The 18,568-nt window shown below is 43.2% G+C and carries 17 protein-coding genes; 1 reads left to right on the forward strand and 16 read right to left on the reverse strand.

Annotation, left to right across the window (positions count from 1 at the left end):
• Positions 1-9: 9 nt before the first annotated feature.
• Genes M0R33_RS06005 through M0R33_RS06020 form a run of 4 tightly spaced genes read right to left on the reverse strand, consistent with a single transcriptional unit; the run spans position 10 to position 2,889 of the window.
• Positions 10-663: a hypothetical protein gene (locus M0R33_RS06005; RefSeq protein WP_292566502.1), complete on the reverse strand. Its 654-nt coding sequence runs from the start codon at positions 661-663 to the stop codon at positions 10-12.
• A gap of 1 nt (position 664) precedes the next feature.
• Positions 665-1,204 (reverse strand): ATP/GTP-binding protein, encoded by a 540-nt coding sequence (locus tag M0R33_RS06010; RefSeq protein ID WP_292566505.1) that lies wholly within the window; start codon positions 1,202-1,204, stop codon positions 665-667.
• Between the two features lie 15 nt (positions 1,205-1,219).
• Positions 1,220-2,398 carry a hypothetical protein gene (locus M0R33_RS06015; RefSeq protein ID WP_292566508.1) on the reverse strand — a complete coding sequence of 393 codons (1,179 nt, stop codon included), beginning with the start codon at positions 2,396-2,398 and terminating at the stop codon, positions 1,220-1,222.
• Entirely contained in the window at positions 2,395-2,889 is a 495-nt protein-coding gene (locus M0R33_RS06020) for a hypothetical protein (RefSeq protein WP_292566510.1), read from the reverse strand. Before M0R33_RS06020 ends, M0R33_RS06015 begins: the two co-directional genes overlap by 4 nt.
• Positions 2,890-3,259: 370 nt before the next feature.
• Here M0R33_RS06020 and hemJ point away from each other — a divergent pair, with 370 nt between their 5' ends.
• On the forward strand, positions 3,260-3,685 hold the full coding sequence (gene hemJ / locus M0R33_RS06025) for a protoporphyrinogen oxidase HemJ (protein ID WP_292566511.1): 426 nt from the start codon (positions 3,260-3,262) through the stop codon (positions 3,683-3,685).
• Positions 3,686-3,704: 19 nt separating this feature from the next.
• Here the strand turns inward: hemJ and M0R33_RS06030 are convergent, their stop codons facing one another.
• From M0R33_RS06030 to M0R33_RS06085, 12 genes are all read right to left on the reverse strand, one after another.
• On the reverse strand, positions 3,705-5,489 hold the full coding sequence (locus tag M0R33_RS06030) for an asparagine synthase C-terminal domain-containing protein (protein ID WP_366043195.1): 1,785 nt from the start codon (positions 5,487-5,489) through the stop codon (positions 3,705-3,707).
• A complete protein-coding gene (locus M0R33_RS06035; protein WP_292566514.1) occupies positions 5,486-6,676 on the reverse strand; it encodes a glycosyltransferase family 4 protein in 1,191 nt (396 codons plus the stop codon). The genes M0R33_RS06030 and M0R33_RS06035 overlap by 4 nt, the downstream gene beginning before the upstream one ends.
• On the reverse strand, positions 6,673-7,827 hold the full coding sequence (locus M0R33_RS06040) for a glycosyltransferase family 4 protein (RefSeq protein WP_292566517.1): 1,155 nt from the start codon (positions 7,825-7,827) through the stop codon (positions 6,673-6,675). Before M0R33_RS06040 ends, M0R33_RS06035 begins: the two co-directional genes overlap by 4 nt.
• Before the next feature lie 303 nt (positions 7,828-8,130).
• Positions 8,131-9,336 (reverse strand): TIGR04063 family PEP-CTERM/XrtA system glycosyltransferase, encoded by a 1,206-nt coding sequence (locus tag M0R33_RS06045; RefSeq protein WP_292566520.1) that lies wholly within the window; start codon positions 9,334-9,336, stop codon positions 8,131-8,133.
• Between the two features lie 51 nt (positions 9,337-9,387).
• Entirely contained in the window at positions 9,388-10,476 is a 1,089-nt protein-coding gene (locus M0R33_RS06050) for a nucleotidyltransferase family protein (protein WP_292566524.1), read from the reverse strand.
• Between the two features lie 10 nt (positions 10,477-10,486).
• The gene (locus M0R33_RS06055) at positions 10,487-11,392 is read right to left on the reverse strand and encodes an HprK-related kinase A (protein WP_366043198.1); all 906 of its coding nucleotides are present in this window, start codon (positions 11,390-11,392) and stop codon (positions 10,487-10,489) included.
• 335 nt (positions 11,393-11,727) lie between these two features.
• Positions 11,728-12,342 (reverse strand): hypothetical protein, encoded by a 615-nt coding sequence (locus M0R33_RS06060; protein WP_292566529.1) that lies wholly within the window; start codon positions 12,340-12,342, stop codon positions 11,728-11,730.
• A gap of 88 nt (positions 12,343-12,430) precedes the next feature.
• Positions 12,431-14,317: an XrtA/PEP-CTERM system amidotransferase gene (locus M0R33_RS06065; protein ID WP_292566532.1), complete on the reverse strand. Its 1,887-nt coding sequence runs from the start codon at positions 14,315-14,317 to the stop codon at positions 12,431-12,433.
• A gap of 20 nt (positions 14,318-14,337) precedes the next feature.
• Positions 14,338-15,471 carry a TIGR03088 family PEP-CTERM/XrtA system glycosyltransferase gene (locus M0R33_RS06070; protein WP_292566535.1) on the reverse strand — a complete coding sequence of 378 codons (1,134 nt, stop codon included), beginning with the start codon at positions 15,469-15,471 and terminating at the stop codon, positions 14,338-14,340.
• On the reverse strand, positions 15,464-16,675 hold the full coding sequence (locus tag M0R33_RS06075; RefSeq protein ID WP_292566538.1) for a TIGR03087 family PEP-CTERM/XrtA system glycosyltransferase: 1,212 nt from the start codon (positions 16,673-16,675) through the stop codon (positions 15,464-15,466). Before M0R33_RS06075 ends, M0R33_RS06070 begins: the two co-directional genes overlap by 8 nt.
• A gap of 7 nt (positions 16,676-16,682) precedes the next feature.
• The gene (locus tag M0R33_RS06080) at positions 16,683-17,702 is read right to left on the reverse strand and encodes a FemAB family XrtA/PEP-CTERM system-associated protein (protein ID WP_292566541.1); all 1,020 of its coding nucleotides are present in this window, start codon (positions 17,700-17,702) and stop codon (positions 16,683-16,685) included.
• A complete protein-coding gene (locus tag M0R33_RS06085) occupies positions 17,699-18,565 on the reverse strand; it encodes an XrtA system polysaccharide deacetylase (protein WP_366043202.1) in 867 nt (288 codons plus the stop codon). The genes M0R33_RS06080 and M0R33_RS06085 overlap by 4 nt, the downstream gene beginning before the upstream one ends.
• Between the last annotated feature and the right edge of the window lie 3 nt (positions 18,566-18,568).

Consider the following 18,568-nt stretch of genomic DNA (forward strand, 5'->3'; position numbering starts at 1 on the left):
CAAAATTAATCACCTGTTTGGGGTTGTGGTTTTTGTATAACGCGTACATAAAGCCCAAATTAAACTCACGAATTCCGGTTGATTGAAGTGCGGTATGCCGGCAATGGCAATCACAAAATGATGACCGCCGATAAAAAGCGGCCAAAAGCCGATTTGGCTACAACCGAAGGCGTCAACAATGGCCCAGGCATGGCTGGCGATACCCATATTGCTGACCAATAACCCGGAACGGCGTTGATGAACCGTGGCTAAATCAGCGCTTAACGCCGATAACTCTTCCGCTACCTCATGCGCGAAACCGCTACACGCCAGATAAAAACCCTGTTCGTCGGCTAATAGCACCTTTCCATTTTCGGATATTCGCCCTAATAAATCGGGTAATAAATCTTCCAATGCCCCCTGGGGCGCTTGTAAAACGTCGTCGACGCCCTGTACCCATCCCAGTTTCTGGCAATGATGCAGTAATTCCAGCACTCTGGCGTGATCATCGCTTTCCGCCAGCCGACACAATGGCTCCAGGTTTAAAGCTGGCGTTTGAGGCTCCTGAAGCAAACGTCGTAAAAAACGCCTGGGTTTATCGGCTTCCGGCGTGGAAATCGCTTGATAAGCGCCTGCCGGAGTCGGGTAGAGAAATAAGCCTTCGATTAATGTTAGTTCGCTCATGTCACTCACTTACTAAACCGGGATCCAGCGTATACAGCAGCGCCTGTACCAAAAGCGACACATCGTTGTGCTCGCGGGCATCCAGGGCAAAAACCGGTGGATTGAGACCCAATTTTTGTAACTGTTTTTGATACTCGCTAATAGCGGGAGTGTTGCTGAGATCCATTTGCGTGACACCGACCGCAACGGCGGTATCGCTAATAAATTGACTGAAAGCGTCCAGAAAAAAACGCATATCTTGAAATGGATCGGCCCGGGTATTATCCAGTAACAAAATCAGCCCGATACCGCCCTGGGTCAAAATATCCCACATAAAATCGAAGCGTTCCTGGCCGGGGGTTCCGTAAAGATGGACTTTTTCACCACCATCAAGACTCATGACGCCGTAATCCATCGCAACGGTCGTGGAAGATTTGCGATTCTTGGTCATATCGCTGGCCGCCGCATCGGTTTTAACCGGCGGCGCATCGCTGATACTCGAAATAGCCGTAGTTTTTCCGGCCCCTACCGGACCAGTAAAAATAATTTTATATTGACTCATACCATTCCTTATCCGTTAGTCGCCACGCAATTTATTAAGAATCTTACTAAACAGATTTTGTTTTTTATTGGCTTTTGGCGGTTCGGGTGTCAGCATCAGATCGGAACGACGCTGGCTTTGCCCTAAAATACCCAAACTATGACAAGCACTGATAAAAGCAAACACATATTGAGGCTTTATATTCAGCACCTTAATAATATCCAAAGGTGTATAAGCCCCCTTGAGTAAAAGCGAAGTGATTCGCATGGCATCCGGAATTAATAATAGCCGGGTAAAATTGGGCCAATGTCTTAGAAAAACCGGTAACGCGGGGTTAATGCCGACGGGAAAACGGCCTTTCGAAGTCCAAATAGTCAGTTTCCAGACAAAAGCCTCCATATCCTGAAATTTATCTTTCGCTTTACCTTCTTTAACGGTACCGGCATCGATAGGCACCAAACTAATGTTGCTGGCAAACATTTTGTTTTGCTCGACGCCCGCAAACACTCTCAGTTGCTTATCATCCGCATCCAGCCAAACTTGGCGGGTATCCGGAAATATCAGCAACGGCTTCCAAATGGAATTGAGTTGCTGCGCACTACCTTGATGACAGGCTACCTTATAAGCCGAAAGCACATAATGGAGTAAATGACTTTTTGCATCATAGCTTGCAGTTAACAATTGCTCGGGATCATTAAAATCAATATCTGGCAAGGTGCCCAAAAAAGCCGTATAGCCACCTTCGTTATTTTCAACGGTCGAACGTTTTCTTTGAGGTTGCCGAGCTTCGGGACGGCTGTTATCCGCAACGATGCGTTGCTGATCGCTGTCCGTTGTTCCGCGTGTTTGTTTTACAACGGGGACAGGCGGTGCTAAAACCTCTTTAGTTTTTTTGCCACGAGCCAATTGATTTAACACCTCCATCAATTGCTCTGCATTGACCGGTTTTTGTACAAAATGAGTGTTTTCTATTTTTAATGTCTGTAACGACAGCAGCACAATCGGTCTTTGCGGAACTTTCTGTCGGCAGGCTGCTAAAATATCGCCAGCCGTTGCATGATCCGCATCGATGATATCGATTAGTGCATCGCCCTCGGAAACCACTTCGGCAATACCTCGGCAAGGACCTTTCAAGTACAATTCCATGGTCTTATAACTTCTGGGATCCATACCATACAACGCCACTTTAATAGGGGCCTGGCCGGCCTTTTTCATAAGACTTTCCTATTAAAAACCATTGCCAACTGTTGCCATTGGTTTATTACTGGCGTACCTGATTTTAATATCCGGTCATAGTATTTTTGAAAGCGGTCGCGGCTTTGGGTGGATTGATAAAGTTCCAATAACAAGGCTTGCAAATCCTGCCTGCCGGGCGATGCTTCCAGCCCTTGCTCTAATACTGCCATGGCTTCTTCAAGTTGACTATATTCGATAAAGTCGCGCGCCAATCCCATGTAGTCATGCTGTACTTGAGCGAGTTGTTTAACCTGCAATAATTGAGATTTACCCACCAATCCCTTGGTAAACAAAGAAAAATGGTTGCTTTGTATCTGTTGAGCACCCAGACTGATCTTTCTAAGGATTGTAAATTGCTCGGCATCCAGCATGGGACGACAACCTAAAATTAAACGCTGACTCAAGGTTTGACCTTTTTGATCGAGCACGATCAATAAATCCAACAAAGCGGCATAAAGTGGCTGCTGCATAGCGTTTTGATAACAAAAATAAATCCGCCGGACGTGTGCCGTTAAATCTTTTGGTTTTCTACTGACCTTTAAAATCAAGGTATTCAGAATTGAAGTCGCAGAGGACGAATTCGCGTTATAGGGCATTGTTTCGTCATCACTAAAAACGAGCGAGGCAACAGGATCGACAGAAGCGCCAACAAATAAATTTTTACAAAACCGGGCCATCGAACCCTCCATCAAAAAGCATTTCGTGCAAGAATAGCAGCAATTTAAACTACCAAGCAGCTTAAGCGGCGATTTGTCGTCGATAAACCCTTAAAATGTGAGGTGATTCTATTATTCCCAGCTCTCCCCTTTTTTATCCGAGTAAACGACAAGGAGACTCGCCATGCTTTGGTTGAAAGCCTTTCATTTGATTTTTATGGTGACTTGGTTTGCCGGTTTGTTTTATCTGCCCAGACTGTACGTATATCACGCCATGAGCAACGACGAGATTAGTAACGAGCGTTTCAAAGTAATGGAACGCAAACTCTACTACGGCATTATGACGCCGGGCATGATTTTAACCCTGGCGTTTGGAATATGGATGCTGGCCGATTATGCTTGGTCCTTATATTCGGCGGCAGGCTGGCTACACATCAAACTCAGTTTGTTAGTATTAATGGTGATTTACCATCTGTTTTGCGGCAAATGGCTAGTGGATTTTAAACTTGACAAAAACCAGCACAGCCATGTCTATTTTCGCTGGATGAATGAAGTACCCGTCATCTTTTTAATTGTCATTGTCTGGCTGGCGGTACTTAAACCTTTTTAATCACAGATTAGCCTCGGTACTAACGGTTTTTGCCTTCAAACCACAATTCCAGCATCATCAATACCCAGATCAATTCACCATAATAAGCAGCATGGATACTTTGGTGCATTTCTATGGCGTGATCGAGGAATTGCGGCTGAAAGTAATCGCGTTTTTTCAGTGTGTGGATGGCATCGTAAGCCAGCTCTTTCAACGGTTGATGATCTTTCAACCAGATGCCAAACGGCAAACCAAAACCATGTTTGGATTTATTGATGATTTGATCGGGCAGGAAATCCGCCATGGCCTGTTTATAAAACCAACGCAGCTTTTGACCTTTTAATTTTTCCACGGATGGGATACGGCAAGATAAGTCTACGATGGGTTGGTCCAGCAATGGGTAACACACTTCGACACCGGCCATTTCGCACATCCGATTGACTTTGACCAAATCGTTATCATGCAAGGTGGTTTTCCAATCCATGTACAGCATGCGATTCAAGGTACTGGCATTTTCCGGCCGTTGGTAGCAATCCCTGAGGAGTTGCAAAGGCTCAGACACATCGATCCGAGCCAAAAATCCCGCCTGAAAAATATCATTGATATCATGCCGATGTAGATAATTGTAATCCTGTAAACGATCAGGCATTTGCGTTTTGGCCTGCTCGATATAACGTTTTGCCTTAAAGGGAATTTTGCTTTCGGCTAATGCTTTGGGTAAATGGTTTAACCCCGCCTCCAAAGCCATTTTTGCAAATCCTGGCAGGCGTTGATAATGATCAAACAACATCTGTTTGGCATAACGTTCATTACCCGCAAAAATCTCATCCCCACCATCACCTGCCAACAATCGAGTAACACCGTTTTCTTTGGCGAGTTTGGCGCAATAATATGCCGCCAAAGCGGAAGAATTGCCGAATGGCTCATCATAATAACTCGCAATTAACGGTACGGCCGCAACGGTATCCTCCGGCGTGACATAATATTCGTGCTGGAGGGTGTGGAAATGATTCACAGCAACATTGGCAAACTCAATTTCGTTATAGCCCTCCACTGGAAAGCCCATGGAAAATGTCTTAGCTTTGCCCGGAAACACTTTTGCCAATGCCCCCGCGACACTGGAACTATCCAAACCGCCACTCAAAAACGCCCCGGTGTTTTCCTCTGTTTTAACCATGGATGTCACAGCATTCAACAACAATTGTTGCAATTCTTCTCCTGCCTGTTGCAAATTACCGGTCATGTGTTCTTGAAATTGCGGCTGCCAATAACGCTGCAGACTAATCTTGCCATCCTGGCAAATTAAATATTGCCCGCCTTCGAGCTTTTTAACCTGCCGGTAAATAGTATTCGGACTGGGACAATGATGGTAGTACACGTAATCATAAACACTTTGCGCCGAGATCTCCGAGCTGACATCGGGGTGACGGATAACAAAATCGGCACTGGATCCAAACACAATGCCATCTTGAGTCTGAGCATAATAAATGTTAGTTAGCCCAATTGGATCGCAAGCTAAAATCAAGCTTTGCCGCTGAGTATCAATCAAAACCATCGCCAGTGGCTCGGATTGCTTGACTACAAACTCGTTTCCGCGATGTTGGTAAGCATTTAAACAATCTTGCAACTGGCTAGCTTTTGAAACCGAATTCAGAGCCATCAAAAGGCATTGATCAGTTTGTAAGAATGCATCGGTATTCACAGCTATGCCGTAGCCTAAGCCATTCAGAAGCACCAAATTTTCATTTGGTGCCACTCTTTTAAACAATCTCGGCAACTCGTCATTTTGGAGATTAGCTCCAAGCCATCCAATATATTTTATCATTGCGGTAAATTAGATCGGTTAATTTCTGAAATCAATGCTAAAAGCCCTTCCGTGGTTTCCTGCCAAGAAAATCCTTCCGCATATTGTCGGGTTTTTTCTCGGTCAGGGTAATTAACAAACAAACGCTGAACGGCTTCAACAATACCTTGAACGCTTCGCTCATTACATAACACCCCGGCTTCCGGCGTTTGAACAACTTCGGGCGTACCCCAAATACGAGTGGCAACCACTGGCGTTCCACAGGCCATCGCTTCAAGCAACACATTAGCCCACCCTTCGCGACTGGAAGCTAATACCAGCGCGTCGGCACGGCTATATAATTCAGGTAGTCGTTCTTGAGGAACCTCTCCAACAAACTTAACACGTTCTTGAACACCGTGCTTTTTCGCTAATGACTCTAATTTTTCCCGCCACTCACCATCGCCAACGATTACCAGTTGATAGCCCGGCAAGGAAGCCATGGCCTCAATTATTAAATGATGACCTTTTCGTTCGATCAAATAACCTACACTAATCAATTGCTTGCTTTGCAAATTTCGTTTTTGCCTTGTTTCATCGATTGCTGTTGGGTGAAATAAATTCAGATCCACACCGTTTCTAAACACGCGAGTAGAATTTTCCGCAAAACCGATTTCCAGCATGCGTTGCCGCAAAGCTTCGCAAACGGCAAGATTAAACTTCGCAACCTTGCCTGCCCAAACCATCATTTTTCTCGGAATTAAAAAATCAGAAATTAAATTAATATCCGTTCCTCGCGCGGTAATCATCAAGGGAATTTTTAGAACCTTTGAGACTATCGCGGCGGCTACTCCATCGGGATAATAGTAATGTGCATCAATAACATCAAAACTACAACCTCGTTTATATAAATATCGAATCTCTCGTAAAATGCAAATGGCGAGAAATATCGGCGTAATCAACATTCCTATTTTTGGAATGACAAGGTACCTTGGATGACATACATAAATTCCATGCCATATCTCATGCCTAGGGACATCAACTAATTTAGAATACTCCGGGAAAAATCTCGACTTGAACGGAAACCATGGCACTGGCGCGATCACATTTATATTGACATTATTACTTTTATGAACATGTTTAATTCTAGTTTCAACAAACACGCCGTGTCTAAATTGAATAGAGTTTGGGTAAAGTGAGGTTATTACAAGGCAGTTTATAGCGCTCATTGTTTCGATAATAGTTCCATAAATACACCTTGTACTTTTTTCGCATTCTCATCCCAAAATAGATTTTTGTCCGTTATAGTTTTCCTAGCCATACTGCCAAGCGAACCCCTTAATTCTTTTGAAGAACATAATCGCTCTAATTGCCTTGCAAATGAGACCTCTTCTTCCGGATTAAATAATAACGCATTTTCATTATCAATTAGGATTTCCAATATATTCTTCCTGTTAGGAGCCAGAATTGCTTTACCTAAGACCATATATTCAAAAAGTTTCAGCGGTGATGCATATTCGACGACATCAGGCTGTAAGGCGATATCAAAAGCATTTACGTAATCGGCCACTTTATGTCTATCTACGACACCAATAAAACTAACCCGGTCATTAATACCCAACCTTTCGCTCTGCTGCTGTAGCTCCTGCATTGCTGGTCCATCACCTATTAATAATAAATGCCAGTTTTTATCCAGGTTTTCACTTATCGATAACAATACTCTGTCAAGCCTATGCCACGTCCTAACAAAGCCAACAAATCCAAGAATTAATTTATCATTTAAGCCCAAATCGTCCCTAATATTTTTTCCGGAATTGAAACCTGAAAATTTTGTTTGATTAATTCCATTGGGAATAACCAGACATCGCTCAGAATTACCCGTTTCCGCCAATACCATTTCGGCTAACACGTGTGTAACGGGCAATACATAATCTGCTTGCCGCCAAACCAATCTTTCCGACCATTTTGCTAAAAACCGTAACTGGATACCATGATTTTTTTGTCGCTCAAAAAATAGTGGTGCATTAACTTCTAAAACCAAAGGCAACTTAAATAATTTTTTTGCCAATATTCCTGAAATAAAAAATAAATTATAGCGTTCATAAATGCAATCAGGTTTATTTTTTAAAATTGATATAACAAGCTTAAATAAATCAAAAAAACAATAACTAAACTCAATAAGCTCATGTATAAAGCCCGGTAAAAAACTGCGTAAAGACTGAACCGCTCCGGAACTTTTACCAAAGTCTTTTTTTGTCAGCTGCGCAGGCTCGACCACCACCACCTCATGACCAATTTTTCGCAATGAATTTATCATTTCTTCTATATGGACATACTGCCCATCTTTAGAAGCAATGCGATGATGATAAAGAATCTTCATGTTTGGTAATTACCCTATTTATATGAAACCCAATAACGCCTAGAATTATTATATAGTCCGCAAACGACCAGGCTCGAAATTAGCAATAATTCATGCTGCATAACCCATTATATCAGCTATACCTTTAATTATTATTATAATAAAATACAGCCCATTGATCCGGCTCTGTGACATCTGAAGTTTCAGGATTAATTTTTTCGATAAAGCCCCGAAATACGTGAGCCTCATCAAAAAATCCAGTAAAAGTTAAACTATTTAAGGGCGCGCTGTATAATATTGGAAGTATATATAAAATTATTTAATTTACAATTTAACAAGTTTTCCATATACAGATTGATATTTACTAACAACCTTTAACCAACTTCGCTCATCTTTCACATAGAGCCTAGCGGATTTTCGTATCCCATCCCAAACTCCTTTGTCATTGATTGCCATTAAGACAGTTTGAACTAACGACTCCTTATCGCCAGCCTTAAACAAATAACCTGTTTCATGATCGCGAATATACTCGCGATGCCCTCCTACTTCTGACGCCACCACAATACAACCCATTGCCATCGCTTCCAATGGTTTTAGTGGCGCCGATAATTCTGTCGATCGAGTCGAAAAACTAGGATAAATCAAAATATCAATTACATTATAGTAGCGCTGAACCTGATCATGAGGGACTCGCCCGATAATCGACACAAACGCCTGTAAATCAAGTGCCTTGATTTTGTCTGTAAGCTGTCTTCTCTGCGGTCCATTACCCACAAGTAAAACTCTGACATTAGGCTGACTTCGAATAATGGCGGATAAGGCGTCCAAAAGCAGCAACAATCCTTCATAAGCATAAAATGAACCGATAAAACCCAGCACTTGCTTGCCGACCAAATCTAACTCTTGCGTAAGTTCAAGGTCGGGAGAGTCTCTGCGGGTAAACTTATCGATATCGACTGCATTTGGAATCACTGTGACGTTATCTGCTTTTACGCCCCGACTAATAATATCGCTTCTCAGTCCTTCGCAAATAGTGGTTATAGCATCGGCACGCTTGAGTACATGAGTTTCCAATGCTTTAGAGATTCGATAACGCAGGCTCCCTTCGTTTGTGGTGCCGTGATTCACTGCCGCATCTTCCCAAAAAGCCCTGCATTCATAGACCAATGGAATATGGTATTTTTTTGACATGCCCAATGCCGCCAAACCGTTCAATGCCGGGGAATGCGCATGCAAAACATCGGGTTTGATTCGCGGAATAATTTCGTCCAGACGTTTTTCCAGACTTTTGACAATTGCCCATTGATTAACGGCAGAGAAGTTTGCAAAAACGCCTTCCGGATCGGGAGAGCGGTAAAAGTCAAAACCATCGACAGTTTCCACGGCTGAACGTCCGCCAACATGTTTTGCAGAGGTTATATGAAAAGTTTCCCAACCCAATTTTCGCTGCTCATCAAGAATAGCCTGAGTACGGAAGGTATAACCACTGTGTAAAGGAATGGAATGATCTAAGATATGCAAAACTTTCATGTCACGAGTGTTTTTTTAATTTTTGTTTTTATTATCGATCATTTCCAAAATTTAATGCGTTTCTTTTCCTGTTAACCTCATCCAAGCTTTTCTGGATAAATGTGGCACTAATAAATACAAAGGCATTTTTAGCCAATGGGATCGCACATAGAGCATCCATCTAGATACGCCAATGTAGATACTTTCATCGCTGGTATGATTTGGCATCAAAGCATTCAGATATAAAAAGTCGTATATTTTTCGCATTAAATAATTAGGCTCATAAGACTTTAACATCATAAAAACTTTATCTGGAATTGGCGTATAAAGCATTTTATTTGTATATCGAACGGCATAATACAAAGGCAATTCTAATTGTAGTTCGCGTGCCCTGCCTACAAAAGTCTCCCAACACTCATGCTGCTCATCAAATTGATTAAACAGCATATCTAAATCAGTTAAATCACGAAATCCATTTTCAAATTCTCCACCATAAAAAAGATGAGTTGCGCTATGCAAAATCATATCCATTAGAGACAGCGTGTAGCATGTTTCCTTTAAATTTACTGCATTTAAGTTATGCCAAAGTTTTTTGGCATCTGGCTTTAATATAGATGTTGGCGGAATAATAGTGTGATGAACATCCAAGACGGATTGACGCTTTAAATTACGTAAAGGGGGAATTTCATGCATCCAGGTGCGATAGTACTTTTGTTCATAGGCATCCAGACTACTAGTAATCCACCCATTATGTACCAAAGCTACTTCTGCTTTATCGATCAGATCCTTGCTTACCAGAATGTCTATATCCCCAAAAACTCGACCTTTAGCAGCAGCACAGGAACTTACAATATACGCAGCACCTTTGAGTAACACGAATGGAACTCCTGCGTCATTCAGAACGTTGGTAATATCTTTCAATTCCCAATTAACGGATCTAATATTTGCCTCAAATATTTTTAATGCATTCGACAAATGTAGCCTAGGCTTTTCAGGTACCAAATAAAATTCGTCTCGTTCCTTAAGTAAATATGCAATTCTGGCAAGTAAATTTGCGCCCCGCGCTTGTCGAATCAGCCCCCCCCAATCTTTAACGATAACCTCACAACTTGTGCCATCTTTCCCATAATATCTAAAAAACTCAATTATTTCACAACGCACTCAGCCAACCCTATAAGCCAAACTGTTCAAACAGCATTATCGCCTCCCTCAAAGAATGATATTCAAATTCATAAACATCACAGTCAACAATTAATTTTTTAATAGCATTAAAACCTACGGCTCCTAAGACATTAAAATTAAAGCTATTTTCGGCCACTTTCATAAAAGCGTGATGTTTATTTATTGGCTTTAACAAGTTATTTGAACCAAGAGTATAGCGGGGAAATATAATTCTTGATGGAATTGCCGGAATATCTATACATGAAAGGCATTTTTCAAACGTGCGCATATGCCCTAAAGTACCTTTTATTGTATTAGGAACTATACTAGTGATAACAGCCTTATCAGAAAAGTTTTTTATGATATCGATTGACTGATTTTTTAAACTAATAGGCCTTGGTATAGGATAAATACGCCCATTTACCAATGAAAGCAAAGTCATTTCATCTGACAATAACCGCCAACCACTACAAACTAAAGCAGCACAAAGAGTACTTTTACCGCTACCAGGAACGCCTGGGAGAATGATTGCATAACCATCTCTTTCAACTACCGCAGCATGAATAATCAAATACTGATGAGATTGATTTGCCACGCACCAATTTAGCCCCCATTCAAACATTGCTCCAGCTTGTGGCAACGGCAACGGTAAAAAAGGGTAGTAGTTATCAAAGGAAAAAATTGCCTGTTGATAAATAAAACGCCTTAAATTATTGGGAAATCCAATAGACACTTGAAAGTCGATAAATTCATCTTTACTCACAAGCTTAAAGCCGCCGTAAAGCCCTATCAAATGCTCTGCAACACTGGGCACAGACGATTTTAAGCATACTGTGAACGGGCCTATTTTTAATCCCAAACCGTCGCTTGAAATGCACCTAGTGAAGTTGCTTTTATTCAACTCAGACAGTCTCAAGCAACATCCCTTTTAATGCTTTCAACTATATTTAAAGATCGGAATTCTTGGATTAATTCCTCAACGAAAACCGACAGTTCTTCAGTCACTTCCCGATTTAAGTAGTTAGCAATATTTACCAACAAATCGTAACGCGAACAAGGACGTTCATAAAACATAAAGAATACTTTTGCACTCAACTCATCCAAATAATGACATTCGCACGATTCGGCATTAAAAACTATGCAACCATCTTCTTCAGGAACATGAAATACTTGTAAGCATTCACACCTACTAATACAATCAGTCACAAGAATTATAATGCCGATTATTTAAACCTTTTACTTTGAAAAAACTCAGAGATGATAATTAGCGTCAACATAATCAGCAAATGACGCATATGGCGCTGGAATAGGAGTTGCGCCGCTGACTAGTCCAAGAAATTGCTGATAATTCATAATATAATGCTGGCCTGTAGCAGCGGCATATTTTATATTCAAAAGAGCCGCCATGTAATGCAAATGGGCATCAGCATTACTAGCAGTATTTAAATATTCTCTGGCGTAACTGTTACCTGTTATTCCTGATGGAAAGGAATAACCCGAAGGAAATACAAATTCATTTACTTTAGAACCGCCATCATAGTGATTCCATTTTTGACCACTTTTTCCGGGTTTTAAGGTTCCATAATTAAAGCCAGCTTGTAGCCATTGTGATGGACTTCCATCACCGGTTGGACCTTTCCATGCGCCCGGCGACCACCCACCCCAACAGGATGATACAGCGTGAGACTGGTTAATTGATAGCGCATTAGACAAGCATTGGGCACCAAAAACAGGCTTACTAGCAAGGCTAACAATAACCGGTGCCGCGATACCTGACTTTGCGAATGAACGCCTGGATTTGTTAACTGCAGAGCTTTTGTCTAAATCGGCAAGCAACCTGTCTTGATTGTTATTTTCTATACTCATTGTATTTACCCCAATATTTTATATCCGTTAGACTCTAGCAAATCAATTAACACCTGTCCATTGCCCACTAGGGCAGTGTCATTAAATATTACATGTTATTTCGCAGAAACGCTTCAAACATTAGCAGCGACCAAATCGGCGCACTGTAATCGCGTAATCCAGCTTGGTGTTGAGTAACAATATGTTGTAAAAATGACGTGTTGAACCAACCTGTTTGTTTCAGCGTATCACCTAACAAGGCATTTTGCACCCGCTGCTTAAGCGGCCCTCTAAACCAGCTAGCCAGTGGTACAGCAAAGCCCATTTTGGGTCGATAAAGAATATCGTCGGGCAAATAGGTCTCTAAAGCTTTTTTAAAAATATATTTACCCTCCCGACCATGCAATTTCAAATCCGGGGGCAAGGCAGCCATCCATTCCACCAATTTATGATCCAATAACGGCACTCGTACTTCCAGGGCATGCGCCATGCTGGCCCTGTCGACTTTTGTCAGAATATCGCCCGGCAGATAAGTTTTCAAATCCAAGTATTGCACCATAGACAGCGGGTCGCCAGGTGCTTGTTTTTGATAGCGCCGAAATACTTCTATAGCTTGATAACCTTGCAGTTGGCTTTTCAACTGATCACTGAACAATTGTTCACGTATCTCATTGGACATGACGGAGACACTGTGAAAATAACCGGATATGGAATCGCGACCGATTGATTCCAATGTCGATTTCGCTCGCAGAAACTTCGGCGCCCAATCCAGTTTGGGATAAATGCGACCCAAGGTAGAAAATAGCGGTACGCGCAAGGCATCCGGTAACAAACTACGCATTCTATCTTCGTAAGTATGCCAACGATGGCGACGATAACCGGCCAGGCTTTCATCGCCACCATCACCGGATAACACCACAGTGACCTGTTTCTTGGCTAATTCGCACACCCTATAAGTCGGCAATGCGGAACTATCGGCATAAGGCTCGTCATATAAACCCGAGAGCTGATCGATTAGACCAAAATCGTCCGGATCGACTTGTTCAACCCTATGGGCAGTGTGGTAACGTTCAGCGACCTGGGCGGCAAATTGCGATTCGTTGAACTTAGGATCGCCAAAAGAAATCGAGCAGGTATTAACAGGATCGGATGACAACCCCGCCATCATGGCCACCACTGCGCTGGAATCCACACCACCCGACAAAAACGCACCCAACGGTACATCGGCCATCATGCGAATGTTAACTGCTTCCCGAAAGCGTTCGATTAAATCTTCGCCAGTTTCCCCCACATCTCTGTTTTGCCCTGACTCAAACTTAACATCCCAATATTGTCGCGGTTGCCATTGTTGCAGGCCTTTTTTTATGGTTAAGCAATAACCCGGCTCCAGCTTATAAACCCCCTGATAAATCGTTTTAGGGTCGGGAATGTAGCCAAAGCCAAAATAATCTTCGATAGCAGTGGGGTCGATTGTTTTGGGTAACAGGGGATGCTGCTTTAATGCCTTCAGCTCGGAACTAAAAATAAATTGGTTATTAGATAATTGCGCATAAAACAATGGTTTGATGCCTAACCGGTCCCGGGCCAAAAACAGGGTTTGCTGTGTTCTATCCCAAATTGCAAATGCGAACATGCCGCGCAAGCGCTCGACGCATGCTTCACCCCAGGCTTGCCAAGCATACAATATAACTTCTGTGTCGCAATGAGTTCTAAAAGCATAGCCAAGGGTTTGCAGTTCTTTCCGCAGCTCGGGAAAGTTGTATACCTCACCGTTATAGGTCAGCACTACATTTCCATCCTGACTGTGCATGGGTTGTTGGCCACTGGACAAATCGATAATGGACAGACGGCGATGCCCGAACCCCAAACCTGGTTCGGTATGTAAACCGCCCTCGTTCGGCCCCCGGTGGAATTGCGATTCATTCATCCTCGACAACAAATCCCGATCGATTTCGGATTTTTCATGAATGTCAAAAATACCCACTATGCCGCACATATTAGCTCCTCAGGGCTTGGTTATCGTCTGTCATACACCGCTTGATAGCGTGCCACCATGCTATCGAGTGAAAATTCCTGCCGAGCCCGCTGCAAAGCTGCTGCAGAAAATTGCTGTCGTTTACTATCGTCAGTGATAAGCAATTGCAAGGCAGTCGCCATTGCCGACACATTTTCCTTTTCTACTAAAAGACCGGTTTTTTCGTTGATAACCAATTCAGGATTACCACCCACACTTGTCGCAATGACAGGCAAACCGGTTGCCATGGCTTCCAAAATGGTATTTGAAATCCCTTCAGCTTTAGAGGGCAGCACAAACACGTCAAAACCGCGCAAAATTTGCGCAATATTGTGGCACTCCCCCGGTAACCAGGCATTGGCTTCCAAACCATGTTTTTCAAGCAAATTGACAGCTAACTCTCGTAAAGGCCCATCGCCGATAATCGCTAACCGGGCTTTCTCAGCGAAAATAGCCGACTCTTGACAGGCCAGTATATAGGCTTTCACCAAGGTCAATTGATCCTTTACGCCATGCATTCGCCCAACGGTGCCGACCAGAAATTTATTGTCCAACTGCAATGGACAATTTTCAGGCATTTGCCGCCGGCCTTCCCGAGGATAAAACAGATCCGTGTCGACACCATTACAAATCCGGGCGATTTTTTTGGCGGGGATACCTACTTTCTTCTGCAAATAATCATGCAGTTGTTGGGATAAAGGAATGAAACGGTGGATTATCAAGCCCATTAAAAACCGCAACCATCGGTATTTAACATTGTTACCTTCCGGGTCGAATACATCCCAACCATGTTCACCCTGCACCCTGAAGGGAACCCCTGCGAAAAAGGCGCATAGTTGGTATTCGATAGCGGCCAAATTGCGGGTATGCACCAGCGTAGGCTTAAGTTGTTTAAGTAATTTATAGACCTTTACAAAAGACTCGACATCCTGACCCGGTTTTTTATGTATCTCATAAATCGCCACATCTGGTCGCTGGATGCGCTGGCTAAAATCAGTACTGTCGGTCAAACAGATAATGGCGTGCCGGTAGCTATCTGTCGGCATGCGATTGATTAGATTGACCAGACCGTTCTCCAGCCCACCGACACCCAGGCGGTATATGATGTGTACAATCAAAGGCGGTTGCTCAGACAAGACTTTCAATCCCCTTGTCGGACAACATTTGGCATAACCTTTCTCCGTTATGCTGCCAACTAAAATCAGCCTGCACATAACGGCGATGCTCTGCAACAGCCGTCATAGGCTGTTGCAATATCTTGACAACTTGGCTGGCAAATTCTTGGGGGTTATCGGCTACCGCTATTTCTAAAGACTGATTGCCGGGAATACCTTCCATTGCCGCAGAGGTTGCCACGATGGGCTTAGCCATCGCCATCGCTTCAAGTACTTTGTTTTGTATTCCCCGGGCAATCCGTAGCGGGGCCACGACCACACAGGCATGCGCCACATAATTTCTTACATCGTCGACCCGACCTGTGACGATGACCGATGCATCATTGTCCGCAAGCTGCTGCACAGCCTTAGTCGGTTTTGAACCCACAACATAAAATCGCACCTCCGGGACTTGTTCTTTCACCCAAGGGAATACTTGCTGAGCAAACCAAACCACGGCATCGACATTAGCCCAATAATCCATGGCCCCGGTAAAAACAATGGCGGCTTGGTTTTTTGCAAACGGATTGGCGAATGACAATTGCGGGTCGAAAAACTCAGTATCGACACCATTATTGACAAAACTGATCTTATCGGCATTTTCGGGAGCCAATTGTTTGAATAACTGAGCTTCTTGCTCAGATACAAACACAGTCGATTTTGCCAAACCGGCGGTATGTGTTTCAAAATCCAGTAATTTTTGCGCTTCACGTTGATACACCCAACTTCCCGGCCAATTTTTACTGCCGGCATATTGCCGCCATTTATCGGAATCCACATCCACAAAATCGGCTACTAAACTTACCTCAGGGTGGTTTTTTAAATATTGCGCCATCGGTGAAGAAAAAATTAACGCATATTCAATGTTTTGTTCTGCAATAGTATTGTCTACCCAAGCCTGCAAAGCTGAGTTGCGATAGTACGGCAAACTCAGCGCTTCGCCGGTCAAAAATCCCGTCAAACTTTTCAACTTGCCGAATTTAGGCTGCAAATCGATACAAAAACTATCTTTGCAATAAACCTTTAGTGTATCGATATATTGTTTATCATCCGGATCGTCGATAAAGGTACCCAAGTAAACTTCATACTTCTCTGCTAAGGCTTTCAAAAAATGAAACGAGCGAATCTTGTCACCTTTATTGGGTGGATACGGAATACGGTGCACCAAATAGAGTAACTTCGTCATGGCCGAATCACCCCAAGTCTTTAGCCAGCCAAGGCCCGACCAGTTGGCTTACCGGCAATGGCAATCGTTTCCAGGCCGCAATAAACAATTGATATTTAGGATTAAGCGGGTTGATATCGGGAATTTGTTGCGCATTAACCAGATCGACTTCATAGAACAACGGCTCAGGTTCGAAGCCCCAATGCTTTTTAAATCGATAAGAGCCGGTGCCCTCTTTACTGCGGCCATAATCGAATACTTTACAGCCCTTATCAACCGCGCGACGCATGACCTCCCAATACATGAAATCGTTGCCTTTTAAATCACGGGCTAAATCGGTACCACCGCCGTAGTAAGGCAACACTTCGTCTTTATAATAAAAACTCATGACGCCAGCGACTAAGCGACCTTCATGTTCGATAATCAAAATTTCACAATCATCCGCAAAGACATTTTTCAACACTTGAAAATAACGTTTGGGGAAGACCGGCGTCCCTAAATTTCTTACGCTTTCCGAATAAGCCTGGTAAAAACGATCAACTGATTCATCCACTACGCCATTCAAACCGGCTTTGATACCCGCCCGCACCATGGCGCGTTGTTTACGCGGAATCGCAGCCATGTTCTTTTCGTGGTCGCTTTCCAGGTTTTTTCTGAAAGTGACATAAAGTTGCTTATGCGGCCAATCCGGATGCTGTTGCTGGCGATTACGCATCTCCAGACAATCTACCCCTAATTCCCGCGCCAGTTGTTGGGCTCGGTTTTGTAATGCAGCAAACGCTTGGTCATTGTTGGCAACGATACCACCGTAGACGCAAAAAGCACTGGAAATTAGCGTATTACCAAACAACAAACTATTGATATGCACTAAAGGCAGAATGCCGGTAATTTGGCCCTCTTGTTCAGCATAGAAGTAATAGGTTTTATGCGAAAAGGCTTGCTGTATAACCGACTGCCACGCAGACAGATGGAAAAAGCTGGCTGCATCGGATGCGATGACATAGTTATCCCAGCGCTGGTAATCAGCCGGTTCAAGTAGTTTAATCATGTTGGTGCTTTAGCAAGTGGTTTGCTTAAAAAAACATTTTGCATGGTATCCCAGGCAAAATCATTTAATAAGTTATTGAGACGATTTTCTACCCGACTTAAATTCAAATAGTGTCTGAATCGCGATTTGAACGGCAGATTTTGTTGACGCGGTTGCTGCGGATCAATTTCCCACGGATGAAAATAAAAAATACCCGCTTGTTTCTCCACTGAATTCAAGTATTGATAAGCTGCTTTGGAAAACAGGTAAGGATATAAACGAAAAAAACCTCCCCCTCCGCAGGGTATGTTTTTACCCATAACCTTTAAAGTGGTGATCGGCAATTCAATCAATTGTTGGGTATTGTCCGGCCTAAAAGCAAATCTAGGCGCAGAAGGCATGCCATATAAATCATGCTTGACCGGATAAATGCTGGAGCTATAAAGGTGTCCCTCTTCTTCCAAAACCTCTAGAGCCCAAAGATTCTTAGCGCCTATCGAGTAACTGGCGGCCCGATAGCCAACTACCGTTTGCCCGGAGACATCTTCCAACAGCTTTTTAGTTTTTCTGATGTCCGCACGAAATTGTGCCGGCGATTGCTCTGTGACCCGAATATGCTCATATCCGTGCGACGCCAATTCATGACCTTCCGCAACAATGCGTCGCACTAATTCAGGATATCGTTCTGCTATCCAGCCCAACGTAAAAAAAGTGGCCCTAACCTCATGCCGGGCAAATAAATCTAGAATACGCTCGGTATTGTCCACAACCCGATGCTGCAGAATATCCCACTGCGATTTTTCAATATGATTTTCAAATGCCGAGACTTGGAAATAATCCTCAACATCGACTGTCATGGCATTAGTGATTAACTGACGTCCCATAGG

The organism is Methylomonas sp. (genome assembly GCF_023228165.1).
In the GTDB taxonomy this organism is placed as follows: Bacteria; Pseudomonadota; Gammaproteobacteria; order Methylococcales; family Methylomonadaceae; genus Methylomonas.

What these genes read in the sequence shown, in the direction of transcription:
- M0R33_RS06005 (WP_292566502.1), bottom strand. Translation starts at nt 663, where the DNA reads ATGAGCGAACTAACATTAATCGAAGGCTTATTTCTCTACCCGACTCCG.
- M0R33_RS06010 (WP_292566505.1), bottom strand. Translation starts at nt 1,204, where the DNA reads ATGAGTCAATATAAAATTATTTTTACTGGTCCGGTAGGGGCCGGAAAA.
- M0R33_RS06015 (WP_292566508.1), bottom strand. Translation starts at nt 2,398, where the DNA reads ATGAAAAAGGCCGGCCAGGCCCCTATTAAAGTGGCGTTGTATGGTATG.
- M0R33_RS06020 (WP_292566510.1), bottom strand. Translation starts at nt 2,889, where the DNA reads ATGCAGCAGCCACTTTATGCCGCTTTGTTGGATTTATTGATCGTGCTC.
- hemJ (WP_292566511.1), top strand. Translation starts at nt 3,260, where the DNA reads ATGCTTTGGTTGAAAGCCTTTCATTTGATTTTTATGGTGACTTGGTTT.
- M0R33_RS06030 (WP_366043195.1), bottom strand. Translation starts at nt 5,489, where the DNA reads ATGATAAAATATATTGGATGGCTTGGAGCTAATCTCCAAAATGACGAG.
- M0R33_RS06035 (WP_292566514.1), bottom strand. Translation starts at nt 6,676, where the DNA reads ATGAGCGCTATAAACTGCCTTGTAATAACCTCACTTTACCCAAACTCT.
- M0R33_RS06040 (WP_292566517.1), bottom strand. Translation starts at nt 7,827, where the DNA reads ATGAAGATTCTTTATCATCATCGCATTGCTTCTAAAGATGGGCAGTAT.
- M0R33_RS06045 (WP_292566520.1), bottom strand. Translation starts at nt 9,336, where the DNA reads ATGAAAGTTTTGCATATCTTAGATCATTCCATTCCTTTACACAGTGGT.
- M0R33_RS06060 (WP_292566529.1), bottom strand. Translation starts at nt 12,342, where the DNA reads ATGAGTATAGAAAATAACAATCAAGACAGGTTGCTTGCCGATTTAGAC.
- M0R33_RS06065 (WP_292566532.1), bottom strand. Translation starts at nt 14,317, where the DNA reads ATGTGCGGCATAGTGGGTATTTTTGACATTCATGAAAAATCCGAAATC.
- M0R33_RS06075 (WP_292566538.1), bottom strand. Translation starts at nt 16,675, where the DNA reads ATGACGAAGTTACTCTATTTGGTGCACCGTATTCCGTATCCACCCAAT.
- M0R33_RS06080 (WP_292566541.1), bottom strand. Translation starts at nt 17,702, where the DNA reads ATGATTAAACTACTTGAACCGGCTGATTACCAGCGCTGGGATAACTAT.
- M0R33_RS06085 (WP_366043202.1), bottom strand. Translation starts at nt 18,565, where the DNA reads ATGGGACGTCAGTTAATCACTAATGCCATGACAGTCGATGTTGAGGAT.